The sequence below is a fragment of the Synechococcus sp. KORDI-52 genome (assembly GCF_000737595.1).
In the GTDB taxonomy this organism is placed as follows: domain Bacteria; phylum Cyanobacteriota; class Cyanobacteriia; order PCC-6307; family Cyanobiaceae; genus Parasynechococcus.
In genome coordinates, this window is sequence record NZ_CP006271.1 from 1,544,386 (window position 1) to 1,568,271 (window position 23,886).

Here is a 23,886-nt window from a genome sequence, read left to right on the forward strand (position 1 = left end):
AGATCACATCTGGGGTTTTTTTGTCTCTTCCTATCCATGAAGCATCTCCAGCACCTGCTAGTGGCTCCTGCCGCTCTTGGCCTTCTGGCTAGTGGCGCCAATGCCGCCGAGCTGAACATCAACGGTGTTTCTGAGTACGCATCGGCTGACCAAGTCACCAGCGTCACCCAGTTCTCCGACGTCTACCCCACTGACTGGGCCTATCAAGCTCTGGCCAACCTGGTGGAGCAGTACGGCTGCGTTGCCGGCTCCAACGGCACCTTCCGTGGCAACCGGGCGATGACCCGCTACGAAGCGGCTGCCTTGCTGAACGCCTGCCTCGACCGGATCACTGAAGTGACCGACGAGCTGCGTCGCCTGCTCAAGGAATTTGAAACCGAGCTGGCCATCCTCAAGGGTCGCGTTGACGGCCTCGAGGCCCGTGTCGGCGAACTGGAAGCCACCCAGTTCTCCACCACCACCAAGCTCTCTGGTCTGGCGACTTTTGTTGTGGGAGCCAATCGCTTCTCTGGCTCAGCGTCGAGACTTCGTTCAGACAGCAATGCCGAGTTCGGCGGCACCGTCTTCAATTACGACCTGCAGCTGGCTCTGGAGACCTCCTTCAGTGGCAAGGACCAGCTCACCACCGTGCTTCGTGCGGGCAACTTTGATGGTGATCGGAATGTGTTCGGCAGCGGTGGGCCGTCAGGGCTTGCCACGCTGGAAACGGCCTATCAGGAGGGTGATCAACCGAATCAGCTGGCGATCGACAAGCTGTTTTATTCCTTTCCCGTTGGGGAGTCCATCACCATCACAGCGGGTCCGTTGGTGGGGCAGGAAGACATGCTCCCGGTGTGGCCCAGCGCCTATCCCAGTGACCCGATTCTGGATGTGCTGACCCTCAACGGAGCACCTGCCGCCTACAACAAGAACCTGGGTGCCGGTGCAGGCATCTCCTGGGCTGTCTCCAGTGGATTGCGTGCCTCAGCCAACTACGTCTCGGCCAATGGAGCACTGAGCGATACCCGCAGCGGTGGTTTCGCCACTGATGAAGCGGCGGGCACTGGCACGGTCCAGTTGGGATGGGAGGCAGAGACTTGGAATGTGGCGGCGATCTATTCCCATATTCAGAACGGTCAGGATCTGATCGCATACGCCACACCGTTCACGCAGGACACGCTGGGTTCCCGTGGTGTCACCCATGCTTTTGGTCTTGGTGGTTCCTGGTCTCCGGATGACAGCGGTTGGCTTCCCTCGGTGTCTCTGGGATGGGGCATCAATCAATCCGACACCCAGCGCAAGGGCCAGGTGAGCACGAGTCAGTCGTGGACGGTGGGGCTTGATTGGAACGACGTGTTCCTGGCGGGAAACAATGCCGGTATGGCTGTGGGTCAACCCGTTTTCGCGACGGATCTGCGTGGTGGTGACACCCCGGACGATGGTCAGTTCATCTGGGAGTGGTGGTATCAGTTCCAGTTGACCGACAACATCAGCATCACCCCGGCGCTGTTTTATCTGTCGCGACCCATGGGTGAGCTCACACCCAAGGGCTCAACGTTCCAGCAACTGGGTGGTTTGATCAAGACCACATTTGTGTTCTGAGCGATGGATCAATGATGACGTCTTTGCGTTGCAACAGGTCAACCCTGATGGGACGACTCCGTTGAACCTGGCATTGCCCAGCGATTACGCCAATGCTTCGGATTCAGGGAGACGTCCATTTGCTCCGCACGCTGCTGCTGCATGCCAACGCTCAAGCGTTGGCTGCAGTTGAGAAAAGCCCCCATCCCAGGACTCTTATTGAGAATGACTTGCAATATCGACAGGGACTCTGTACTGTTGCGAGTAATTCTCAATCGCGATAGGTCGTGACGGCATCTGCTTACCGTTTTCTGTCGGACAACCCGACTGCTCCTCTGAGCATGCCTCGGTCGCAGACCGTGCTGATTGATCCCGCAGGCCGTGATCAGGCCACTGTTCTTGAGGTGATTGAAGGGGCGTGCCGAGTGTATTGCCCCTGTGAAGAAACGGAGGGAATGACCCTGGCGTTTCTGCAGTCGGGAGATCGCCTGCGGACCGATCGTCTCTGCAGTGATGGCGTTTGCATTGAGGCGCTTACCGCCTTGAAATTTCGGCGTGATGCTGTCTCAGCCGACGAGCTGGGTCTTGACGCAGTGAATGAATGGACATTGCAGCTCCTGCGAGTCCGCCATCTCGGTCAGGCAGAGCAGCGTCTTCACGCTCTTTTGGCCCTTTTGGTGAACCGATTAGGTGTGCGCTGCAGCGATTGTTATCAGCTTCCTTTCCGTCTCACTCATGATCGCTTTGGTGAGCTGATTGGTGCTACACGGGTAACCACAACGCGTCTTCTCTCGAAATGGCGACAAGCAGATCTTGTGGCCATGGCGTCTGGAGATGTCACCATGCGGATTTCACCTGAGCTCATCAATTCTTCACCACTCCAATTCTGAATGTCGTGAACTCTTGCGGTTTGCTTGGTGACCTTTGCAGAGAAGTTGAATGGATTTGGCGGCGTATACAGTGCGCCAGCCGTTCCATCCAACGATGCCAGGATCAGCGATTAGAACAACGTCTCGTTGCAGAGATATCTATTCACCGTAATAGGTGTTTAACCATAAAAGGTCTTTTGCCTGAAATAAATTACTATTTCAAATCTCATTCGATTCAAACGTTTTTGCTTGAAGAGTTGCTTCGGCGATGTCTGATTGCAACTCAAGTTGCTTGTTAGATGCACTGAATAAAGTTAGAGAAACACTTGGATTTGTTGGGATTCAATCGGGCTTGTTTTATTGGTTTCTACTATCCTTAAAGAGATGCAGGTTTATTGTTGCCTTGATCAAGCTCGTTGTCAATCAGCAGCAGGGCTGCTGATTGATTGTCTGCAAACTTTACTCGTCCCAGTAGGTGTGCAAATTCATGCTCTGATTGTGTCTGCATCTCCACCATTGAGTCAAGAAACACTGTTGTTCTTGTGTCGTTTGTACGCTCCGCCATGGAATACAGCTGTTGTAAAGAGGCTGTGACGTCAACTTCCATTTGGAATGCCGACGCCATTACATCAGCTGGAGATGACCAGCTTTGCAAGGGGGCATCCACTACTTTCAATTCAACGCTTTGTCCTCTCGCGATGATGTATTCGGCAAACTTTGCAGCGTGCTCATGTTCACTATGGGACTCGTCGCGGAAGAATCTTGAGAATCCCCGTAATTCACGTTCAGCAAACCAGATTGCTGCCGCGAAATAGGACGCGTGGGCTTGCCTCTCCATATTGAGATGAGCCTGGATAGCGTTCAGCAGATCAGTATCAATTGCTTCGGCAATCGCCCGGCCTGCTGGACCGCAAACAATCGAAGATACAGGGCTTGAATTAGATGTTGGAAGCATTTCTTACCCGTTAAAAATTGGATGATACACACAAGCAAATTGAAATGCATGCTTGACGTGCCATATGCACCAAGTTAAATGAGAGTCATTATCAATAGTTAATCACTCTCAGGGTTTGCTTCTGAAGCTGGCTTAAAATTGATCCTTAATGCCAGCCGGCCTGCGCCATGATGGCCACCGCTTTCTTCTGGTTGGCTCCGATGGCGCTTATCGCAACGTTGTCCGGAGTGAATCCCCCGAACTCTTTCAAAACCGTTGATGAACCCTGACTCTTCAACGGGTATTCATAGGTGGGGCCTGCGAGGGCTTTGCTTCCTTGGGGAGATGAAAGAAATTCAATCAGCTTCAGCGCTTCGCTTTTGTTTTTGGCTGACTTGGCAATTCCAGCAGCACTGATGTTGACATGGGCTGGATTGGGCATGATGAGCTTGACGTTTTGAGCCAGTTTTTGATCACCACTGCCATTGTCACCTGCCTTCATTCTCGCCAGGTAATAATGATTGACCACGCCAACCCCACATTTGCCTTGGCCAACAGCACGGATGAGAGACGTGTCTCCTGAGAAGAAGGGCTGCTTGACGTTACTCACCATCTTTTTGACCCAGCTGGATGCTCCAGCTTGCCCTTTTAAAACAATCTGGTCGGCAACAAGAGATTGGTTGTAGACATTCTTTCTTTTACGCAGGCAAAGTTTTCCTTTCAATTGCGGTTGGCCAAGGTCGTCGTAGGTGCGGATCTTGGAGGGATCGACGATGTTGGGGTTGACGATGATCGAGCGCACACGTCGTGTTAACCCAAACCAGCGGTTGGAAGGATCCCGATATCGCGCTGGGATGTTCGCTTGAAGGCTGCTGCTCTGAACAGACTGCAGCAATCCTGCCTTGGCCGCATCATTGATGCGTGCGGCATCCACCAACAGAATCAGATCCGCCTTTGAATTGCTTCCCTCACGTTTTAAACGTTCCACCAGCGAAATCCCGGTGGCCTCAATGAGCCGAACCTTGATACCGGTTTTTTCGCTAAAACGTTTAAAAACCTGTCGGTCAGTGTTGTAATGGCGGCCTGAGTAAACACGCACTTCCTGGGCACGAACAGCAGCGCATCCCATGATGGGAACGACAAGGCACAGGCCAGTGAAGACCTTCAACATTGCTTCTCTCTTCATTTGACCATCATAGGTCTTGGAAGTGATCTCCCTGAGCCATTTTGTTTGTCGCTTTTGTATCATTTGGGCGACTGTCTAGGGTATGGACAACGTTGTGCCCTTGTTACGGATGGATCATCTTGTGCGTCCATTGCTTTCACAGGCCAAGACTGACTCCATTTGTCAACAACTGAGTGCCACCGACCTGCCTTGGCTGGACGGGAAACTGACGGCAGGGGAACAAGCAGCCTCGGTCAAAAAGAATCATCAACTCGATCCTGAATCCCCTCTAGCGAATCAGGTAGCCCATACGGTATCTGAGGCGTTAAAAGCGGATGCTTTGATCAGGAGCTTTGCCTTGATTCGTAAGGTCCACAGTGTCTTGATCTCCTGTAGTGCCTTGGGTGATGGATATGGGTGGCATGTGGATAATCCGTTTTCTCGCTACGGCCGGCGAGACCTATCTTTTACTGTTTTTCTAAGTGATAAGTCGTCTTATCAAGGGGGTATTTTGCAATTGCAGACTGGTCAGAATGGTGAGGAATTTCGTTGTTCAGCCGGTGAAGTGGTTGTTTATCCAAGCACCTGCTTGCATTGCGTTTCCCCGGTAACCGAAGGGACGCGGTACGCCTGTGTGGGTTGGATTGAAAGCTATGTCAAATCCGCTGAAGACCGTGCGTTGTTGTTCAGTCTTGATGCGGGAGCACGTGGACTCTTGGCCAAGCACGGACGATCCGATGAACTTGATCTTATGTTCCAGGCCTATTCCAATGCTGTGCGCCGTCTATCCAATTGATGGTGTTGCAAATGATCATTGATTGTGACTCATCCGAGCCGCCACGGGTGCGAGTGTTGCATAGGATTGATTTTTGGATTGTGAGACATGCCCAAGCCCTCTGCGATCTCTGTGTTTCTGGCTGCGTCTTCTTTGCTGTTGGCGACAGCAGATCTACCGCTCGTCCAAGCCCAGGATGGCGGAGGCTTAAAGGAGTGGTCGACTGATCAGGACGTCGATGAGGACAGTGTGATGAATGATGAGGCGAAGGTTTTGGACCAAAAATCAAAACAAGAAAAGATTTGTGTTCCGATCGGTGAAGGTGAGAACTGCTGGTGATTCTTATCCCTTGGTCCAGGTTGACAGGGATCGAAGCTTCTTTTGAGTAAAAAAAGCGCCCCGAGGGGCGCTTTTTGTTTGATGAGACGATGATCAGAATTTGAAGGTCGTCTTGACCAGACCACCGAATTTGTTGGCTCCTTTGATTTGATCTCTACCCCTGGCATCATCAACCCAAAACACCGCGGGTGTGATGGTGATGTTGTCGGTTACGCGGAAGTCGTAGTAACCCTCGATGGCAAAGTTTTGATCGCCTGGGTCGTCATTGCCCTTGATGTTTGTGGCATAACTGGAGTAAGACCCTACGCCAAGTCCCAGCTTGTTGCCTTCGATAAAGGCGTCACTCCAATTCAGGCCAACCATCCAGCCAAACACCTCTTCGGCGTTCCCACGCTTGTCAGCATCAGCCCAGCCGAAGTCCACACCAGCACTGATGGTGGGGATGAAACCGCTCTCTTCAGGAGACCAGTAACCGCGTAGGCCCACGGCATTCAGAGGATTGGCCAAATCCTTGGCCGTTGGCGTGGAAAAGCCCATTGCAGCATTGGCGGCATTTCCACCTTTCTGCCCTGCATTCTTCCAGGAATACAACCCTGACAGATACCACTTCCGATTGCCGTACCCAATTTGGCTGAGCACGTATCCATCGGTTTTCTTGCCGAACAATCCCTTTTTGTTCGTGCTCTTCGCGCCGTCACCACCGTCAGCAACATAGTTCAGCGCGATGTTGAATGCTGGGTCACCAGGATCGACATCCTGACGCCATTGAACACCAAAACCTTGACCTGTGCTGGCACCCAATACAGCACCATAACCACCCAGCTTGAATGCCTTCAGAATCGGCTTATACCGGGTGGGTGTTTCAACCATGTAGTAGTTCTCGATCAACGCACCCACGGTGACCTTGAACTCGTTGCCAAGAGGGAAGCTGTACCAAAGTTTGTCAACTTTTATGGTGTTATCGCCTTTCTTTGCATCGTTTAAGAACGAGTCTGATTGTGTAAAGACGTTATTCATGTTGCCCGTGCGAAGACGGGTGTATAAACGATCTTTACCGGTGAAGGAGGTGTCGAGATTCAGCGTGTATCGATAGGAAAAGCTGAATCCGTCATCCGTGCAGTTTCCACCCTTTTTGTTGCACAAGTCACTATCCGAATAAGCAACAGCACCGGTGAAGAAGTCAGCCTGGCCACGGAGTTTGGTGGTGGTGGAGAACTGGGTGGCTTCCAGTTCGCCGACGCGGGCCTCGAGACCGTCAACACGACCCTTGAGGATGGCCAGCTCGGTTTCGAATTCCTTGAGCAGGCGACGCAGCTCGTCGGTCACTTCTGTGATCCGGTCGAGGCAGGCGTTCAGCAGGGCAGCCGCTTCGTAGCGGGTCATCGCCCGGTTGCCTCGGAAGGTGCCGTTGGGGTAGCCAGCCACGCAGCCGTACTGCTCCACTAGGTTGGCCAGAGCCTGATAGGCCCAGTCGGTGGGGTAGACGTCGGAGAACTGGGTGACGCTGGTGACTTGGTCAGCCGATGAGTACTCAGAAACACCGTTGATGTTGAGATCGGCGGCATTGGCGCCACTGGCCATCAAGCCAAGGGCGGCAGGAGCCACCAGCAGTTGCTGGAAAAGCTTCATTGGATTCCTCACACAGGAAAGCCCGAAACGGGCGACCCTATTCTGCTCTTTCGTTGTGTTGTCCGTTACTATTTCCCTTCATTTAAAAGTATCTTTCTATACATCTAGGAGTTCTTTTGATCCAACTCTTTGCTGATTCTCTCGATGCAGGCCAGCACTCTATGCCGGCCGTTGGTCTGCGTTGACTCGCATTCGATGACTTGCGACCTTGTGTCTTTTGTTACGCTTTCAAGGTGGCCTCTGTCTTGCAAGGGCCTGTATTGTCTTGGGATAGATTTTCTGAGACCTTGGCTGAGCCTTCCGAAAAGCGTCTTTCAGTAAATAAGAAAAAGGGTTGTAAGAAATCCAAATGCTCTAAGTGGAAGGGCGGAACATGCCGTTGTGGGCGTTAATTAGTCCATAGGTAAAAGGATCTGATTTTTTAATTCATCAATGTAAATTTTTTTGGTCTTTTTGAGGGTGCTTATTGTTCTTGACACTGTTGATCTCGTGGATCCAATGATTTCAGCAATTCGTGCATGAGACAGGGTGTGCTCCAGTAGAAGTCCTTCCGCTGTTCGCTTGCCTAGTTTGGTCAGCATTAATTTAAAAAATTTCATCAGCCGACTTTCCAACTTTGCTTCATGTCTTAGGATATGCAATTGAATTATCCAGTCCATGATGGCGTCGCTGGAATTGAATTCTGTTTTGTTTTTCGATTCAACGAAATAGGTTGTGTCTGTTATGGCTTCTATTTTGATTTCCAGATCTGCTGGATAGCGGAATTTGAAAATATCTGCTCTGCATGCGAAAGCTAGTGTTAAATCTTCTGCATAATTGTATTTCTTGCCTGCAATCCTTATGACACCATTTTTTACTGTTATTTCTATTTCTTCCTCGGCTTGAGGCCTTTCTAGTGGAACTATTTCGGAGGAGTTAAGGGATATCGGCTTTCCTCTCATGGATCGATCGTAGTGCTTAGTATTCATTGACGTGTCGGCTTGTTCTTTTTGTTACACCACTTTGTAAGTGATTTTCTTATTGGCATTTTCTCGCTATGTATGAACTGATGGTGCTGGATTATTCGTGTTTAATGTCTTTTATAGCACGATGTGGCTTCTTGGTGTTGTCTGTCCTTGTGATATTTGCTCTCTTCGAGGTGAGATATGACACACTGCGTCGGTGCGATAATGATGCTGCATTCGTACGTACTAAATCCATAGCGTTTTTTCGAGCCTGATGTTGCGGAGTGTTTCCATGTGCTCTTCCGTTAGTGCTTGTGCTTCGTGCTCTTGACCAGTCAGTGAAAGGTGGGATGCGCGTTGGAGGCACCATGCATTGATTTCGCGAAGCATCTTGTTTCTAAGCTGATCGCTGTTGCTCATCTTTTTGAGATGCTGCTCTGTTTATTCTCCGTTCTCTGATTGATTTGTGATGAATTTATTTGCTTTTGCTTGTTTCATATCGTTTCTTGTGTTGTGATTATTTGCCTTTCTTTTTTCGATTTCCTTTGTTCATTTTTGCTGTTTGTGTTGATCTTTTGATGCCAGGTTAACCTGCTGGCATGAGAATCGTTCTCATTGATTTCAGCGATTTTTGTGAGCTGATCCGTTTTTTTGGAATCTTTTGTTGATTGTGTCTATAAGTAAGTTAGTTGATTTTTTGTCATGGCTCTTACTACTCCTTGTGCCTGCCCTCGTTGTACCTGTGAGGTGCAAGCTTCTAGAGCCGTTTTGCGCGATGGACAGAGTTTTTGTTCTGAGGCCTGTGCTAAGGGCCACCCCAACCACGAGCCCTGTCATGGTTCTGGCTCCTGTGGTTGTACCTGCGCTGAGTGAGCCTATGGGGTTGATTCACCCCTCTTTTGTTCGGGCTTGCCTGAGCAGCATCGACAGCCCAGAAACGGTCACTACAAGGGTTAGAGCTCCTAGCAGGATTGGGTACACGGGTTGAAGGTTGATCCATCCGAACTGTCCCGTGTGCAGCTTGATCAGCCAGAACGCGTCAATGTTCTGCTCCAGCAGCAGGCTGTAGAGGGAGCCGGTTCCAGCGGTGATTAGCAGCGGCGCTGCGGTGATTGGCACCAGCCAGCGATGGATGCGCCGCGCCCGTCGACTGTTTGTGCCTGAGGGCTTCATTGCTTGCGGAGTTGCCGGTGAAGCTCCCGTTCATCAGCGCAAGGCATCCAGCGTCCGTTGTTCTCGTGAACGGTGGTGCAACCGATCTCAGCGGCGCGTTGCTGGGCCTCGGCTTCGGTGGCGTAGAGCCCCTTGCCGTGGGCTAATCCCGGCGTTTGGTTCATCAAGATACTCAAGACACAGACAACAAGAGCCGTTAACGGTCGGATCGCGCGCATGGGGTCAGAAGCCTTCGCAGTGTTCGACCGCTTTTAAATAGTTCATTTTGCCGGGAGCAGTGTCTCCCTTGGGGTTGATGCTGGCCCTCATGGCGATCTGTGCATCGATGCAGCGGTTGTAGCGATGGTTTTTGACCGCTTGCGGAATCGATAGAACAGCGATGCTGAGGAGGCTGAGGCTGCTGACCGCCGCCAGTACGGGGTAGGCGTGGGCTCGCACCATCTCGCGAGCCGTGAGCTGTTGTTGGCTGTGATCGACCATGCGTCGCTTGTGTTCTGCTCCAGCGTATGGACAGCCTTGTGCCGTGAGTGGTCTTGAGCAATAGGCCTGTCAGCCAAAACCCCGCCCCGCTGCATGGGCGGGTTCTCCCGCACTTCGAAACTCGATGTGATCCGTCGCGGGGTCGTAGAGGGTGTAGTGCCTCCCCCCGCCAACGCCGATCACGCTTCGCTTGGGCACAGCCTGTTCGCTTTGTTGCTCACCGGCATGGTCTTTGACGTGGGATTGGATGGATCCACCGCAGAGCTCCAGCTGGAACTGTCGTCGGCAGCGTGCCGTGAACAGACGGTTCACATCCAGCCGCGTCAGCCGATCCAGCAGCACCAGGGCTGAGGTGTCTTCCGTCAGCCGGTCGCCGACGTCAGCGGAGCTGCCATGAATCAAGGCGCAGTCGAGTTCGATGAAGCCGAACTGCAGCGATGCCAACCAGTTGAGATGGTCGGCGTCCACCGCAGCAAGAAGATCGCCGACGGCAGCCTCGCCCTGTTCTTCCCTGAGGCTCTCCGCCTTCCGCTCTCCGCGGTATCCGCACTCCGCCAGGAGCTGCTCTTCCCACCAGCCGTAGATGCACTCGGGCTGAAGATCAGCGCGCTGCGGTTGTCTGAGCCGCTCGAGCAGCGCATTGCAGCTGCGTTGTGATCCGATCAGATCACCAAGCACAAAGAGGCTGGCAACACCCCGCTGTTGCTTCAACTCCTTCTGGATCTGCTCGTAGAGGTCCAGGTCTCCTTGGAGACCACTCACCAGGGCCCAGCGTTCCATCAGCGCTCACACACGTGGCTGGCGTCTTCAGCCCGCTCTGCGTATTCGAAGCCGTGGCTGAGCCTCCAGGCAAACACTTCCGGTAAGCCCGCATCAACGATGGCCTGACAGGTTTTGGCCACGTCGTAGTCGACCTCTCGGATCGTCACTTCCCCGGTGCTGTCGTTATGGATGACGTAAGTGGCTTTGGTGCTCCCATGGCGCGGTTCCCCCACAGAACCAGCGTTAACGATCCGCCGCATCGGCAGTTCCAGCTCCTGTTCTGTTGGTGCGCCTTGATCGCGTTGTTGCACCTTCACCCGAATTGATCCCTGCTGTAGTTCGCGCACATAGGGCTGGTGGGTGTGGCCGCAGAACAAGGTTTCCGCTCCTGCTGTTTCCACCCGTTCAAGGGCCGCAAAAGCATTCATGTCAGGCAACAGATATTCGTGCTGACTGTTCGGACTGCCATGCACAAACAGCAACTTGTCGCGCCGCAGTGTCATTGGAAGTTCAGCCAGAAAGGCTTTGTTCTCCTCGCTCAGCAGCTCGGCCGTCCAGTGATGGGCGCGATGACCCCGTCGTTCCGCCAGCTGGGAGGGATAGCTGCATTCACAGGCATTCAGACCGTCAATGATGTCCTCGTCCCAGCACCCCTGGCAGCTGGGAATCCCGCGCTGACGCACCAGGTCCACCACTTCATTGGGCTGGGGTCCGTAGCCCACAAGGTCGCCAAGGCAGGTGATGGTTTCGATGCCCTGGGAGTCAATGTCGTTCAGCACGGCCTCCACGGCGGCCAGGTTGGCGTGCAAACAGGAGATGACGGCGTGGTTCATGTCAATCAGCCTTGCGATGGGGGTTGGTGTTGCTGGAGCTGTTGTTGCTGCATGGCGAGTACGTCATCCGCGAGCAGGCAGTCATTGATGGTGGCTTGAATACCGTCCGGGTTGAGTGCCTTTCCCTGAACAACGAGCTCTGAGGTGCGACTCGGGCGACCATGCGGCGGTGATGTGGTGTCCAGGGGCAGGAACTGGGATGACTGCTGGCTCACCATCCAATTGCAGAAGAACGCTCGCCCGTCAGGACAATTCATCAGGCCTTTGGCGCGGTACACATCGCCGTAGGCACCGTTGACGAGTTCAAACCAGAAGCTGCTCAGGCTGTTGGGATCCCAGACACAGCCCAAGAGAGAGGTGTGCCAGGCCTCGAGCTTGCTGAACTCCAAGGTGTCCTGTGCAGGCAATTCAGGGTCTCGCCCGAAGTGCAGAACTTGGTCGGGCAGCAGCTGCAAGGCCTCCAGTTTGGAGCGAACCTTGCCTCCGAGGCCCTCAATGCCCTCCTCTCTGGGGTGGTGGAACTGCTGCACTTCGATCAGGGTCAGTGCATCGTTGTCCTGCTTCAGTTCCGCAGCATTGGATGGCGTCGGCTCGTGAAGTCTGGGGACCTGGTCCTTGAGCCAGGTCAGGTCGATCCCATGGTCTGCCCCCTGCTCCAGCCCCGCTTCGTTGTCCCCCTCCAGTCGCAGATAGGCGCAGGGGCCTGGATGCTCCTGAAGCCTTTGGAGCGCCCAGGTTGTTTTCCCGCACCCTGGGGGGCCTGAAATCAGGCACACCTGGCCCATCACACCCCCTTGAGGCTCGAGAATCGTTCTCATTATGGTTCGTCGGCACTCTCCTGTCCCTCCCCGATCGAGCCACTGGACGCCTGGCTTGGTATCGCTTGCTATGGGCGTCGTCTCCGTCTCTCGCTAGGGTCAACCAATCCCGGTTTTGACCTATGCAGGCCCTTGAGTTCCTCGCTCTCGTGCTGGTGAACTTGGCTCTTGTTGTTTATCTGTTTGAGAAAGGGTTCAACGTCTGGAGGGAGAAGCGCCGCCTGGGTCGACTTGTCAATCAACATCCCGAGATGAAGGGAGTTCATCCCGAGGAAGATGGTCTGTTTGTGTTTGAAAGCGATGATTCCCTCAAGCTGCTGGTGCTTGAGAATGATCAACCTGGAGCGGATGAACCGTTTTATGTGACTGAAGAGGATCTTGAAGAGGATTGAACGCAACCTCTTGATGGTGTTTTGGAGGGTGATTGAGTGGTGCAGGAATGGAATGACGAATTCATCACTCAAGCTCAACATGAGCTCAATGCCGTGGTTGCCGACTGGAAATATGACTACGGCGTCAGCGATCGCGACTGTTCGGCCATGTTGCTGTGGATGCTGATCAAACTCAATCCAGACATCACGATTGATGCCGGACTGCTTGATCATTAAGGAGCCCGATCGGGTTGCGGACTGTTTGACCCATTGTTAAGTGGAATCACCGATGCCGTTTGGTTCCTGGCGATACACACTAAAGGGGTACCCCCGCTCAGAACAGGGGACTCTGCGTCGAACCTGGGGAGGGAATAGGGGACCCTCCCTTTTTTGTGCGTGGCCTGTGATCGCTTTGCTCCGTGATCAGACAACAACAGGCGGACGCTCGGTTGGTTGTGGCTAAACAGTCGTGGTGCTGGAGAGACGAATGTGTCGCTCACCGTTGCCAGTGCAGTTGTTGCTTTGCTGCGGGAATGCTTCGGCTCAAGCTCAGCGCATTGCTGAGACCCAGGACCATGCTGCACCCTGTTGGTCCGCAGACCCGATAGACGTGATTCCCGATGGATTCAACCGTTCCGTTGCCTTGAACGGGATACGGCAGATTCAGGATCTCGGCCATGGGATCGTCCTTGACGTTGGAGCTGTCCTAGGGATCCGCCGTTGGACCCGAATGCGACCTCTGATACAGATTTGCCTTTCTTTGTGTCTCTCATTCTTTCTTAGGGTCGTGAACAGCTTTGGGTCGCCATCCGATGCGGCCAACGCAGTCCCTTTAACGTGATGTGACCGTGAGGTTCCGATGAAGGTTCTGCAATCCGTTCTGGCGTTGCTGTTTGTGGTGGTGCTGGGTTGTGCAACAACCTCAACGGCGTTTGCCGCAACGATTGAGGAGTCAGCCAGCGGAGATCTGATCGCCACGCTGGAAAAGGCGCGGGATGTGCGCGAGCAGGCGGACTTCAAGATCCGTGAAAACCTCAAACTGATGGCGTCCAGTTGTCTCTATATGAGTGATTCGTTGAAGGAGTTGATGGCTCTGGAGAATCAGTTTGAAGACCGCCAGATCGACGATTTCACGGTGGGAATGGCGGACGCCGTTGAACTGGAATTGCTCGATGAGGAGTCTCGGAAGATCAAAGCCCTTTACCGCAGGTCCCACTGTGATGATCCGATCATCCTGAGGGAACAATTGCGGCAGGCCGATCAACATCGCAAGTCCTGAGCATCAGCCGCCTGCCGTTCCCTGTGATGGAGGGTGCGGCGGGGCTCAGGGCACCTGGGGCGGTGCAGATGGAGTGCCTTCGCAGGGGACAACCCGCTGAAAGCAGGGCTTGTGTGGCTGCGAACTGATTAACCTGAACCACCGCGCGTGGCTGATGACCATTCCCTTCGGCACGCCAGAGCCTTCTGACGGTCTGCTGAACAAGTCGGTGTCGTCCACACGACTGCGCTCCTGGTTGAATACACGTCTCCGCCAGCTCGCCTCGGGTCAGCGGATTCAGGATGCACGTGCCTTGCGCAGCGAATTTCTACTGGAGTGATCGTTCAGCGATCAACCCAGCTCGAGGCAGGCCAGGCCATAAACGTTGCGGTCGTGGCCCTGGGGCATCACGCCCCTATACATCCGCACCGTTGAGGCCATGGGTTTGAAGCCCCTGGCGCTGAGGATGGATTTCGCGCTCGGGTTGTGGCCGGGGGTGTCGATCAGCACGACACCACTGTGGTGGTCCAAGGCGTTGTTCAGCAACAGTGAGGCCATGCCGGGATCTTCGGCGAGCCATGGGCCCACCCGCCATCCCTCGCCGATCGGCAGCAGGCAGGGCCGAATGCGCACGTAGCCATGGCATTCCCCCTCGGCATCCCTGGCCACAAACACATGTCCTGACCTATGGCGAAGCCATAGGTCAAGGAAATGGGGCCGTGGGCTGATCTCATGACGTTCGTCGTAACGCTGAATCGCCTCGAGGGACACCTCGCTCAGGGGAACGACGGCAATGTCGCTGCGTTGGCTCGGGCTTGAGACCTGCGATGGATGATCGCTCCGGCACAACATCTGCTGGCGTTTGGTGATGCAGTCCTTCTGAAATCCGGCTTTTTCGTAGAAGTCCATCATCTGCACAGCTGCTTCAAGCCCGATGCACTGCACGCTGCTGAGGGTCTTCAAGGCGTGTTGCCAGAGGTGCCGGCCGATTCCCTGGCCCCGATGCTCCGGCTTCACCACGAACAGGCCGATGAAGGCGTAGGCGGGGGTGTAAGTCACCGCTGCGATGCAGCCCACCGGCGCGTTGTCCTGCCATGCCAACCAGATCCCCTGGCGATCGGTGTTGGCGTAGATCTCAATATCGCCGACTCCCGGCGCGAAATCCTGCTCACGGGCCAGGTCCGTGACGACGTCGAGGTCGGATGGGGTGAAGGGTTTGATCTCCAGCATCGGCAGCCCAACCCATCCCGTTTGCGCTCAACTCCGTCTTAACGCCTTCGGACGTTGATCTCCATCCCCCTCAGGGTCTGACCGTTGCCACCCAGGGGAGATCCGAACGGTTGCGGGCGGTCCTCCTCTTCCCGGTCCTGCCGTCCCGAGGCGAAGCTGAAGCGGGACGGATGTTCATGTGGGGACCAATCCCTGAGGCCCACCCCTCAGGGGTTTTTTATGACTTCTAGGTTCTGACCGTCGTCGGTCATTCTCTCTCGACCCATAGTTCAGATTTGCAAGTTCGCATGCTTAAGGATGAGATGTTTCGCATTACCAGGACTAAGTATTGGGCCCGCGCAAGGTCAATCCACTGGTTCCGCTTCGCCGTTGTTTTTCCTTGCTCTTGAAGGAAGGTTTCTAGGTGAACCGTCTCATGGTTCAAGCAAGTTGTCCGCCGTTCAGCCCTCTCAACTGCTGGGGGTTCTATTGCGCCAAGTCGAGGAGTATCTTGGCAATACCTGGCGAAATGAGAAGCGTTATGATTGGAAGTTCAGTAGAAAATGCTTCTTTTAAGTACGGCTTGCGATGCGCCGCTAGCAGGCCCAGCATCACCAGATAGGTTGGTACCCAAAACTTTATAAAGCCCCATGTCGAAAATTTGCTGGCGATTTGAGTTGGGCAGGCTCAAGCATGAGTAACAGCTTGATGTTTGATTTTACCCTTCCTTTCCCAGCAGTTCCCGTAGCTTTGAAGCGGCATTGATCAGGTGCTTGGCTTCTCTTCTGCTGGTGGTTTCTTCTGCTCTTTGAAGCAGGCCCGCCATCGCTTGATTCAACTGGTCATCTGTTTGTTGGTAGTTCATTTTTAATTCCGCGTTTCAGCAAATGTTCTTTTGTTGGCTTCGTGATGGGGTGCGTTTTGATGCCACCAAAGCTAGCTCTTCTATCGTTTTAAGGGTGGTTTTTGCTGTGTATGCGCAAAGGCTCATTTGTTGTATTAGTGAATCAGTGGCTTAAAGGGCTTGCTCCTCTAGCATTGTTTCTGACTTTCAGTTTTTTGCGGCGGTTGATGCTTTTGATTGGAGCGTTGCAAGCCTTATGGTTTGGATCGCTAGGGTTGATGTCTGTATAGTCTGCTGTTGATTGATCTATTCCTTGGGCTGCCTTTCAAGCTTTTGCTTTTGAGGATGTTTGTCAGCATTCCTCAGGTATGTGTTTTAGGAGCTGGAGGTTGTACCGATCGTGCGGCTCCCGGCGAGTGTTTAAAGCGGCGTCAAATCATTGCCGTGAATTGGTTGAACGTGGCTGGGGCAATGTGTGTTGACGAAGACATAACCGATTTGACAGCGCAACCCCGCCATTGCTGACGGGGTCAAGGAGTTGGCGCAGATTTTCGCTTAGTCCTCCATGTTCATGCAGGTTTCAGAGAAAGCCATGCAAGTCACCCCAGTCATCAAGTTCGGGAGGCGGATTGGAAGCGCAGGCATGACATGGCTAGGTTGCACATAAGGGCGAGGCATGATCGGTCTCACCCCAAGAGCGTCGCGGCAGCTTTTGGGCAACACGTTGTAGAGGCCTTTTTCCTTTCTTGCTGCGCAGAGCTCGGCCCAGTCGCTTCGCTTCATGCAGGCTGGCAACAAAGCCATGCATGTAGGACCCTCGTGGTCATCCGGCAGGAAGTGTGTTCCAGGATCAGCGTAGACATGGCTACGGGAGCTGATTGCATCTTGGCAACTCTTGGGCCATGGGTGGTGCATCGGGTAGGTCGATCGGCAGTGGTTGGCCCACTGTTGTTTGGTCATGCACCCGGGCTTCAAGGCGCGGCAGGCAGGTCCGCGATAACCCTCTGGTAAGAACCGGGTGGTGCCAGTGGCGTGGGCCTGATCCGCTGGAGCGAGCAGCAGCAAAGCCTGAAAGGGAAGCACAACCAGAAGATGTCTTGGTGCCATGGTTTGCGTTGGGTGTTTGGACTGCGTTGTCGGGCGGATCGTTGGGCTGTGCCTTCCCGATATCAACACGATCGATGCGTTCAGTCGGTCAGTTGATGACCCCAGACAAAGCTGCATGTGAGCTGGATCACACCCCAGCAGTTGTATTCAACTGGCCTGCTCTGTAGGCAGCTCAGTTGAGTGATGTCGTCTTTGAGAAGTATTTGCTTAGAAGCTCACGCCCAGGTGCTAACCCACAAGCCTGTCCTCTTCTTCCGTGATCAGGAACGTGTCTGGCCAGTCGAGCAGGAGCTTCACCACCAAGTGCTCACTGAGGCCTTTCACTCCCCTGGACAGTCATTGCTTCATAACGACAGGGTTGCTTGCATGGAGTTCTGCTCAGTGTGAAGCCTTGATTCGTGGCAGACCATTCACATCTTTGTTCGCCTCATAAATGCTTGGATTAATATTTCTTATTCCAGCATTTGTTGTTTTTGGATTGGGATTTCTTCTCTCAATCGTCGCTCTTTGCTTTTTGGGGCGAATTGGACCATGTCGAGTCACGAGTGATTCGACTTGCTTCCTGATGATTGTTTTAGGTGTTTTCGTCTGGTTGGTATTGGTTTCATCAATCCCCATTGGAAACCTTCTGCGAAACTACGAAGAGGCGTTTCAAGGACTTTTACGATCTTCATTCCTGGTTGGATTGACACCCATAGCTGCACTTCCTGCACTTATGCTTTATGGGCCTGGAAAAAGTGATGCTTGTCAGCGGTTCATGCCGCTTGCGTGTTGTTCTGATTCCAGTCAAAGCAGCGATGGAGTGCACTTTCGGGGGAGGCTTGTTTCATAGCAAGACATCAGGCTCCTCTTCAATAAAAATTTTTCTCCAATTTGTTTTCAAGGCCGACCAGATCGCGCCAGCACAAGTACCACTTCAGAATAATCAGCTGCCCTTAGATGTCTCGCTGTCGGTAACACCTCCTTCTGCCAGATAAGGGAAGATTTTTTACTGGATTGGGTCGAAAAGCTGCTCGCCGGTCGTGCTGTACATCAATTTCCCAGGATGGGTGCAACTCCCGGTCTGAAAGCCTTGTCCGCAAGGGGTTTTCGCTGTGATGGCCAGGCGTCAGCCAGCGCGAGGGATCAGGGCAGGGCCAGAGCTGTTCCCTCGCGGCGTGGATCAGCCGCCCCCTCCCAGACACCATTGAACCTTTGCACCAAAGCGGTGCCGCTGCCGATGCTTTGACGCCGCAGTGTCGCCTCTGTTGTGATCCGCCCCATAGGGATCGGCCACGGCAACGGAGGGTCGTTTTCCAGAACCAACATGCTGCCCCGCCGGGACAGATGGGGCAGGGCCACCGCCCGAGCTGGTGTTTCGTTCCAGGCCAGTGACGCCAGCAGCACACGGCTGAGCAGATGGGGGATGCTGCGGCCGCCGGGGCTGCCGAGGGCCAGCACCGGTTGGCCGTTGTGAAACACCAGCGTCGGTGCCATGGATGACATCGGTCTCCGTCCAGGCAAGCGGCGGTTCGCCACCGGTTTGCCGCCAAGGCTGGGCCTGAAGGAGAAGTCGGTGAGCTGATTGTTCATCACCATGCCGGCCACCAGGTGGCGACTCCCGAAGATCGTCTCCACCGAGGAGGTATAGGAGACGATGTTGCCGTCGCCGTCCACGATCGTGATCTGGCTGGTGCCCTGCTCGATGCTCTGATCCGGTTTGCCAAACGGATACCTCTCGATTCCTGGGGGTAGCCCGGGTGCTGGCCCTGCGCCATCGGTATGCTGCAGCGCTCTGGCTCGGGTCGTGATGTAAGCGGGATCCAGCAGGGCTGCGGTAGGGACCGCTCCATCGCGAGGGTCGTGCACCCAGTAGAGGCGGTCGGTATCGGCCCAGGCCTGGGTGCGGGCCAGCAGCGTCCAGATCTGCGGCTCGCCAGCGCTGGTGCCGAGCAGGTTGGTGCTCTGATTGAGCAGGGCCAGCGTTTGCAGAAGGGCCAGCCCGCCACTGCTGGGGGGTGGCATGGTGCAGATCCGATGTTGCAACTGTTGGCTGCAGAGGGGGGCGCGCCGGACCACGGCATAGCTGGCGAGATCGTCGGGGCTCCAGCCTCGGAAGTTGGGCTCGTTGGTTTGCAGGGCGTTGATCCGGCGAAGGATTTGCTGCGCTAACGGGCCTTGATAGAAGGCCCTGCCACCGCCGTTGGCCAGCAGCTGGAGGGTCCGGCCCAGGGCGGGGTTGCGGAAGGGTTGATCCGCAGGAGGTGGATTGCCGCCGGGCAGGTAGAGCGCCTGAAATTCAGGGCTGTGGCTGACGCCGAAACGCTGGGCGAGACGAATGGAGCGCAGCAACCGCGGGCTGGGCCGGAAGCCGGAATTGGCCAGCCGGATCGCCGGTTGCAGGGTTCGGGCCCAGGGCAGATTGCCGTGGGTTTGATGGGCGTCCCAGAGCAGGGCCACAGTGCCCGGAATTCCGATGGCGGTGGCCTGGGTGGTGGCCTGCTGCCAGGGCAGGGGATCACCGGAGGTGTCGATCAGGTCGTCAGGCCGGCTGCGTTCGGGCGCCATTTCACGGCCATCCAGCACCTCAAGGTGGCGCTGTTCTTCATCCCAGTAAAGGAGAAAACCCCCGCCAGCGAGTCCGGAACTCTGCGGTTCGACCACCGCCAGCACCGCCTGCGCCGTGATCAGGGCATCGATGGCGTTGCCACCGTCCTTCAGAACCGTCAGGGCCGCCCTGCTGGCCAGGGGATTGGCGGTCACCACAACCGCTGATCCCCTGGCCGTGGAGATGCCCGTGCGGCGAGGGTCGGTCGATTCCGGATCATCGCGGCTGATCGGTGCCGCCATGACTGGGCTGCAGCTGCAGAGGCTCAACGCCAGCAGCAGCGATCTGAGCAGAGGGAATTGGCGCCGCACGCAGAGACGTTGGTGTCCGCCACCAGCTTGGCTGCAGCGGTTCAGGGCGTTGGCTTCAGCAACGTCTCGAGATAAGGCTTGAGCTGAAACACCCGTTCATTGCGGTAGGTGATGTCGGCGATATGCCATTGGCCTGCCCCGTCGTGTTTCAGTTGGTACACCAAGCGGCGCGGTGTTCCGCTGGCTGGGTTCCGCAGACCCGCCTGCACGTCCACCGCCGCTTGGATGCTGTTCCCCTGAGCTTCGCTGCAGCCGGTAACGGCCGCCCCGAAGGTCCGGACCTGGGTGTTGCTGAAGACGTCGAAGTCGAGGTATCGACCATCCTGTGCCGGGGTGAGTTGCCGGGCCTTCAGCAGCAGGTTGAAGAGCTCGGGCGTGAAGCGGTCGCTCTGGCTGGCCAGCCCAGCAGCTGGGCTGTTCGGTTGGGCCATGCGCTGCAACTGCCAGCGGTAGAGGCCATCAAGCTGATGGCGTACACCCTTCGGACAGGTCAAGTTCAGTGGTGATGCGGCTGCTGGAGCATCAACGGCGACCAGGCTGGCAGCGAGCAGCGGCAGCACGGCGGCAATTCGGCTGACAGCATTCTTTTGTCTTGTGATGTGTGCAGGAACCATTGCAAAAAAAAGAGCCGGCCCCTCAGCCCGCTCCTGCTAGACGCATTGAAGGCCTCCAAGCCTTCAACTCAACAGTGGCTCAGCTGCTCGCAGAGAGGTAGCTTCTCGAACGCTTCTCAGGTAACTCTCAGGCATGGAATTGGGGCCTGTGCCGATCAAGCTTGTTCTGAAGCTGAATGTCTTGACTTAAGGACTTTTTAGGACGAGATGTATCCGCAGGCCCACCTACGGGATACATCGCCATCCTGTCTAAGAACTTACAGAGAAAAGGTTCGCCAAGAGCCCATTCTTCGGGAACCAAGCGTGCATGCGGGAAGAACTTCATGCTGTGCAATCTCCCTTAACAAGGGGTGGTTGCGCAAAGTTTGAGAGGGGTCGGTCTCGCGTTGATGTGCAGGACGTTGGGCCTCATTGGGCTTCACTGGCCGCTCACAAAAAAGCCCTGCTTTTGGCAGGGCGTTAAAAGATGGCTTGTTTGGGGCTGATTGGATCAGAGGCCGAGGAATTTTGCGGGGATGCCATCGAGGCTGTTGTTTCCCAGCATCTGGAAGATGACGTTGATCAGCATGCCTCCGATGTGGAAGGCTCCGACCAGAGCCAAGCCCCGCCAGAGCTTCTCAAAGGCCGCTGGGGGCTGGTTGTTCACCCAGGTGCCGGATCCGCTGGTCATCACTTGATCGCAACTTGGATCACGCTGGCGCTAATAGGTGCAGAGGGCCAGCACTCGTTACTGAGATTCATCAGCGCAAGGGCGGCGAGCAGCGACGCCAACCTGTTTTCAGCATCGTGTTCCAGGCCTCGATGGCGTTGTGCCTGAGCATCCGCCGACGGGTCTGGGGCACAGGTGGCCTGGGCGGTATCCAGCTGTAGGTGCGCACCGCGATCCACTGGGCGTGGGCGCTGGCAGCGTCTGGCTTGAACTGCACCACTTTCTGCTGTTCAGGGCTGACCAGCCAGCCTTCGCCACCTGGCTTTGACGGCGGTTCGTGGGTGGCGCTGTAACGGGGCAAAGTGGGTGGGGCGACGACAACAGAAGACAGCTCTGCAAAGCACCTGCTGCCGGAGCGATGCCCCGGTCAAGGATGGCGAATCTCAGCTGAGGGGGTGGGCCGGATCGAGGGAGAAGCGCTCAGATCGCCGGATCACAAGGGTGATTGGGTCTTGTGAGCTTGATGCTGATGCACAGCTGCTGCAGATCAGGTGGAGCATCGATGGCGTGGAGCGTCACCGGCTCCCTGCGTTCAATCAACGCCACGGCACCACAGCAGAAGGATCAGTGTGAATTGATCCCCGTGAAGTTTTCGTCACTTTTGAAGAGGCTCGCCACCTCCCCAACCCTGTCAGGTGCTCTTAATGGCTCGAATGATTCTGATCTCGAGGGGCGACATCAAGCCCTGATCGAGGCAATGTGATCGTGCTGACTCAGGACGACGGTTCATCAACCACTGGCTTTTGATGATTTCATCTTTAGCAAGCAATTTATTGGTTAGGCAGCGCGGATCAGCGTGTTGTGCTCAGCAGCAAGGTTGGAAATATTTACCTCAATTAGGCTTGGCGGACCTTCGCGCCGTTAGGGTCATTGTTTGTATGGTTTTAGGCGATTACCGATCAGGCTGTATCCCTGCATCCCTATTTCAAGATGAAGCCTGGCTGTGAATCTTCGTTCAGAGATAGGTGTGGTCAGATGGTTTCACAGACAGGTGCAGAGAAGGGATGCATTAACTATGGAATTTCTTTTTTTGGGCAAATAGTTTTTGCCGAGAGTCGTATGTCAATGCTGAGGCAGCCTGGCTTCAACTGAACAATGTCGATGGATTGTTGAATCAGGCCTTGCAGTTTGCTGATATGTTCCGACTTGAAATTCATGGCAATTCTGAACAATTAGAGATCCTGAAAGATGTTGTTTATCCATTTCATCCTGATCTCTTCACGCTTGAAAAGGGCTGCAGGGATTAAAGACGGGATCGCCACTTAAAAGTCATGCTTGAAGCGGATCCTTTGGGCCCTACTGTTTCATATGTTGCCGGATCCCGAAGCTGGAATGATGGCGGCTCTGCCTACATCGCTTTGCCGGGTTGGAACCTCCAGCGGGTGCAGGTCAGCCATTCGGAGGTCGATCCTCCCTTCCGTCTGATCCTTGAGGGATGAGGCAGGGAGATGTTGTGGAAGGCAGCAGAAGCCGGTCATCAATACAACCGGCTTTGACATGGATTGGCGGCAGCGTGGTGGTTGTGCTGCGAGAGCGAAGCAATATGGAGTTTCACCCTCCATGGCCATGACGTGCCTTGATTTAGACGATTTCATCGGGGTTGATTCAGGCCGTTAATGGCTGTTGCTTCAGCGATAAGCGGCCGCCAGGCATCGAGTTATGAACCAGATCTTCGGCATAGCGGCGACCTGCCTGTTGGGCTTCTCGAACGCTGTTGAAGTTGCCTACAAAATCATATTCCTTCCCATCTGCGGTTGCTGCTACCGCGTAAAGTTTGTCGGCAACCTTGCTTACAGACCATCGCAAAAAGCATGAAGGGGAGTTCGTCTGGCCGTGCATACTGTCCTCCATAAATGACCGGACGAATTAAGCACTTGTCTGCTTCTGGAATTCACAAGCTTTATATATCGACAATAGGTAATTATTTTCTTTTTATTATTTGCTCATCAAAGTCTCATTTGAGGTCCAGGCACGACGTGGATCATCATCCGGCTGATGCAGCGCACTGAGTTGCTTTGCGATCAACTGGAGTTCTCCATCGTGCCCGGAGGTGAGGCTTCTGGTCTGCCTCAGAATTTATTGGCCCGTATCCAGCCAATCGTTCCAGCTTGTGCATGGCTGGAAGCCGTTTGGCTGCTTTGGTTTTGCACAATGCGGACTTGATACCAAAGTCCCCGTTGTCCTGAACGATTGCGTATCACGGTCTGCAGCAGTTCGACTGTTGAGCCAGTGGCCACAAAACCCTTGGCACGGTTTGGACATTCCTTGCTGACTGATTGCACGGAAGCTGGTGTTTGTGCTCCTGGTGTTTGTGCGCCGCAGTTGTGGAGGAACGCCGCCGACTTTGTTTTCAGTTGATGCTGGCTGTGGTCTGACGATGGGTGAGCGACTGCAACGCCATGAAGACGTGTTGTCGCCGTGAGGCCCCTAACGATTGCTTTGTGCAGGGAGTGAATCAACTGAGCCATGCTCCTGGTGATCGATCGACAGGGACGTCGTGCGCCTGACGCTTGGTTTCGGTCAGGCTCTGTGGTCAGAACTGTCTTGTGAGGGCGTTTTTGGATTGTTCTGTTGCGCGTCCTCGCCTGGTTTACA

Annotated in this window: 30 protein-coding genes; 9 read left to right on the forward strand and 21 right to left on the reverse strand. The window is 54.7% G+C overall.

From position 1 onward, the window contains the following. Nucleotides 1-36: 36 nt before the first annotated feature. Nucleotides 37-1,581: an iron uptake porin gene (locus KR52_RS07785; protein ID WP_038554395.1), complete on the forward strand. Its 1,545-nt coding sequence runs from the start codon at nucleotides 37-39 to the stop codon at nucleotides 1,579-1,581. A 320-nt stretch (nucleotides 1,582-1,901) separates the two neighbouring features. After that, the gene (locus tag KR52_RS07790; protein ID WP_038557060.1) at nucleotides 1,902-2,450 is read left to right on the forward strand and encodes a Crp/Fnr family transcriptional regulator; all 549 of its coding nucleotides are present in this window, start codon (nucleotides 1,902-1,904) and stop codon (nucleotides 2,448-2,450) included. 355 nt (nucleotides 2,451-2,805) lie between these two features. Here the strand turns inward: KR52_RS07790 and KR52_RS07795 are convergent, their stop codons facing one another. Continuing rightward, on the reverse strand, nucleotides 2,806-3,384 hold the full coding sequence (locus tag KR52_RS07795; protein WP_038554398.1) for a ferritin: 579 nt from the start codon (nucleotides 3,382-3,384) through the stop codon (nucleotides 2,806-2,808). Nucleotides 3,385-3,529: 145 nt separating this feature from the next. After that, on the reverse strand, nucleotides 3,530-4,534 hold the full coding sequence (locus tag KR52_RS07800; protein ID WP_038554401.1) for an extracellular solute-binding protein: 1,005 nt from the start codon (nucleotides 4,532-4,534) through the stop codon (nucleotides 3,530-3,532). Between the two features lie 124 nt (nucleotides 4,535-4,658). Here KR52_RS07800 and KR52_RS07805 point away from each other — a divergent pair, with 124 nt between their 5' ends. Both KR52_RS07805 and KR52_RS07810 read left to right on the forward strand, forming a co-directional pair. Next, nucleotides 4,659-5,324 (forward strand): Fe2+-dependent dioxygenase, encoded by a 666-nt coding sequence (locus KR52_RS07805; protein ID WP_038557062.1) that lies wholly within the window; start codon nucleotides 4,659-4,661, stop codon nucleotides 5,322-5,324. 87 nt (nucleotides 5,325-5,411) lie between these two features. Further along, nucleotides 5,412-5,642: a hypothetical protein gene (locus KR52_RS07810; protein ID WP_038554404.1), complete on the forward strand. Its 231-nt coding sequence runs from the start codon at nucleotides 5,412-5,414 to the stop codon at nucleotides 5,640-5,642. A gap of 93 nt (nucleotides 5,643-5,735) precedes the next feature. Here the strand turns inward: KR52_RS07810 and KR52_RS07815 are convergent, their stop codons facing one another. Further along, on the reverse strand, nucleotides 5,736-7,271 hold the full coding sequence (locus KR52_RS07815) for an iron uptake porin (protein WP_038554408.1): 1,536 nt from the start codon (nucleotides 7,269-7,271) through the stop codon (nucleotides 5,736-5,738). A 392-nt stretch (nucleotides 7,272-7,663) separates the two neighbouring features. Beyond that, nucleotides 7,664-8,239: a helix-turn-helix domain-containing protein gene (locus tag KR52_RS13280; protein ID WP_084221966.1), complete on the reverse strand. Its 576-nt coding sequence runs from the start codon at nucleotides 8,237-8,239 to the stop codon at nucleotides 7,664-7,666. A gap of 678 nt (nucleotides 8,240-8,917) precedes the next feature. On the opposite strand from KR52_RS13280, the gene KR52_RS13660 reads away from it, so the two are divergent. Next, a complete protein-coding gene (locus KR52_RS13660; RefSeq protein ID WP_071840208.1) occupies nucleotides 8,918-9,088 on the forward strand; it encodes a conjugal transfer protein TrbI in 171 nt (56 codons plus the stop codon). A gap of 15 nt (nucleotides 9,089-9,103) precedes the next feature. Here KR52_RS13660 and KR52_RS07825 read toward each other — a convergent pair whose 3' ends face one another. The 6 genes from KR52_RS07825 to KR52_RS07850 all read right to left on the reverse strand — a co-directional run bounded on the left by KR52_RS07825 (nucleotide 9,104) and on the right by KR52_RS07850 (nucleotide 12,248). After that, a complete protein-coding gene (locus KR52_RS07825; RefSeq protein ID WP_038554410.1) occupies nucleotides 9,104-9,388 on the reverse strand; it encodes a hypothetical protein in 285 nt (94 codons plus the stop codon). Beyond that, nucleotides 9,385-9,552, reverse strand: a complete 168-nt coding sequence (locus KR52_RS07830; protein WP_253912343.1) for a DUF3721 domain-containing protein — start codon at nucleotides 9,550-9,552, stop codon at nucleotides 9,385-9,387. The genes KR52_RS07825 and KR52_RS07830 overlap by 4 nt, the downstream gene beginning before the upstream one ends. A 58-nt stretch (nucleotides 9,553-9,610) precedes the next feature. Next, nucleotides 9,611-9,868 carry a hypothetical protein gene (locus KR52_RS07835; RefSeq protein ID WP_038554416.1) on the reverse strand — a complete coding sequence of 86 codons (258 nt, stop codon included), beginning with the start codon at nucleotides 9,866-9,868 and terminating at the stop codon, nucleotides 9,611-9,613. A gap of 69 nt (nucleotides 9,869-9,937) precedes the next feature. Beyond that, nucleotides 9,938-10,648 (reverse strand): hypothetical protein, encoded by a 711-nt coding sequence (locus KR52_RS07840; protein WP_038554419.1) that lies wholly within the window; start codon nucleotides 10,646-10,648, stop codon nucleotides 9,938-9,940. Then, nucleotides 10,648-11,463: a metallophosphoesterase gene (locus tag KR52_RS07845; RefSeq protein ID WP_038554422.1), complete on the reverse strand. Its 816-nt coding sequence runs from the start codon at nucleotides 11,461-11,463 to the stop codon at nucleotides 10,648-10,650. The genes KR52_RS07840 and KR52_RS07845 overlap by 1 nt, the downstream gene beginning before the upstream one ends. A 5-nt stretch (nucleotides 11,464-11,468) precedes the next feature. Continuing rightward, entirely contained in the window at nucleotides 11,469-12,248 is a 780-nt protein-coding gene (locus KR52_RS07850) for a GTP-binding protein (protein WP_038557066.1), read from the reverse strand. 155 nt (nucleotides 12,249-12,403) lie between these two features. On the opposite strand from KR52_RS07850, the gene KR52_RS07855 reads away from it, so the two are divergent. Beyond that, nucleotides 12,404-12,673, forward strand: coding sequence for a hypothetical protein (locus tag KR52_RS07855; RefSeq protein ID WP_038554425.1), 270 nt, complete (start codon nucleotides 12,404-12,406; stop codon nucleotides 12,671-12,673). Between the two features lie 39 nt (nucleotides 12,674-12,712). Continuing rightward, nucleotides 12,713-12,889, forward strand: coding sequence for a hypothetical protein (locus tag KR52_RS07860; protein WP_253912344.1), 177 nt, complete (start codon nucleotides 12,713-12,715; stop codon nucleotides 12,887-12,889). A 259-nt stretch (nucleotides 12,890-13,148) separates the two neighbouring features. On the opposite strand, the gene KR52_RS07865 is transcribed toward KR52_RS07860, so the two are convergent. After that, nucleotides 13,149-13,331, reverse strand: coding sequence for a hypothetical protein (locus tag KR52_RS07865; protein WP_038554431.1), 183 nt, complete (start codon nucleotides 13,329-13,331; stop codon nucleotides 13,149-13,151). Nucleotides 13,332-13,511: 180 nt separating this feature from the next. Between KR52_RS07865 and KR52_RS07870 the strand changes: the two genes are divergently transcribed. After that, nucleotides 13,512-13,931 (forward strand): hypothetical protein, encoded by a 420-nt coding sequence (locus tag KR52_RS07870; protein WP_038554432.1) that lies wholly within the window; start codon nucleotides 13,512-13,514, stop codon nucleotides 13,929-13,931. A 154-nt stretch (nucleotides 13,932-14,085) separates the two neighbouring features. Then, a complete protein-coding gene (locus KR52_RS14765; RefSeq protein WP_173402206.1) occupies nucleotides 14,086-14,250 on the forward strand; it encodes a hypothetical protein in 165 nt (54 codons plus the stop codon). A gap of 11 nt (nucleotides 14,251-14,261) precedes the next feature. Here KR52_RS14765 and KR52_RS07875 read toward each other — a convergent pair whose 3' ends face one another. The 10 genes from KR52_RS07875 to KR52_RS14275 all read right to left on the reverse strand — a co-directional run bounded on the left by KR52_RS07875 (nucleotide 14,262) and on the right by KR52_RS14275 (nucleotide 23,759). Beyond that, the gene (locus KR52_RS07875) at nucleotides 14,262-15,140 is read right to left on the reverse strand and encodes a GNAT family N-acetyltransferase (RefSeq protein WP_038554435.1); all 879 of its coding nucleotides are present in this window, start codon (nucleotides 15,138-15,140) and stop codon (nucleotides 14,262-14,264) included. A gap of 697 nt (nucleotides 15,141-15,837) precedes the next feature. Continuing rightward, nucleotides 15,838-15,984, reverse strand: a complete 147-nt coding sequence (locus KR52_RS14265) for a hypothetical protein (protein WP_156957645.1) — start codon at nucleotides 15,982-15,984, stop codon at nucleotides 15,838-15,840. A 1,464-nt stretch (nucleotides 15,985-17,448) separates the two neighbouring features. After that, on the reverse strand, nucleotides 17,449-17,688 hold the full coding sequence (locus KR52_RS14270; protein WP_156957646.1) for a hypothetical protein: 240 nt from the start codon (nucleotides 17,686-17,688) through the stop codon (nucleotides 17,449-17,451). Nucleotides 17,689-18,195: 507 nt separating this feature from the next. Next, nucleotides 18,196-19,968, reverse strand: coding sequence for a gamma-glutamyltransferase family protein (locus KR52_RS07885; protein ID WP_038554440.1), 1,773 nt, complete (start codon nucleotides 19,966-19,968; stop codon nucleotides 18,196-18,198). 41 nt (nucleotides 19,969-20,009) lie between these two features. Next, nucleotides 20,010-20,528 (reverse strand): DUF3828 domain-containing protein, encoded by a 519-nt coding sequence (locus tag KR52_RS07890; protein WP_253912345.1) that lies wholly within the window; start codon nucleotides 20,526-20,528, stop codon nucleotides 20,010-20,012. A gap of 544 nt (nucleotides 20,529-21,072) precedes the next feature. After that, nucleotides 21,073-21,252, reverse strand: coding sequence for a hypothetical protein (locus KR52_RS07895; protein WP_038554444.1), 180 nt, complete (start codon nucleotides 21,250-21,252; stop codon nucleotides 21,073-21,075). 70 nt (nucleotides 21,253-21,322) lie between these two features. Next, nucleotides 21,323-21,592: a DUF1651 domain-containing protein gene (locus tag KR52_RS07900; protein WP_038554447.1), complete on the reverse strand. Its 270-nt coding sequence runs from the start codon at nucleotides 21,590-21,592 to the stop codon at nucleotides 21,323-21,325. Between the two features lie 119 nt (nucleotides 21,593-21,711). Further along, nucleotides 21,712-21,837 carry a hypothetical protein gene (locus tag KR52_RS15275; RefSeq protein ID WP_256382110.1) on the reverse strand — a complete coding sequence of 42 codons (126 nt, stop codon included), beginning with the start codon at nucleotides 21,835-21,837 and terminating at the stop codon, nucleotides 21,712-21,714. Nucleotides 21,838-22,896: 1,059 nt separating this feature from the next. Continuing rightward, complete coding sequence (locus KR52_RS13670; protein WP_071840271.1) at nucleotides 22,897-23,130, reverse strand: hypothetical protein; 234 nt, start codon at nucleotides 23,128-23,130, stop codon at nucleotides 22,897-22,899. A gap of 230 nt (nucleotides 23,131-23,360) precedes the next feature. Beyond that, nucleotides 23,361-23,759, reverse strand: coding sequence for a hypothetical protein (locus KR52_RS14275; RefSeq protein WP_156957647.1), 399 nt, complete (start codon nucleotides 23,757-23,759; stop codon nucleotides 23,361-23,363). Nucleotides 23,760-23,886 lie beyond the last annotated feature (127 nt).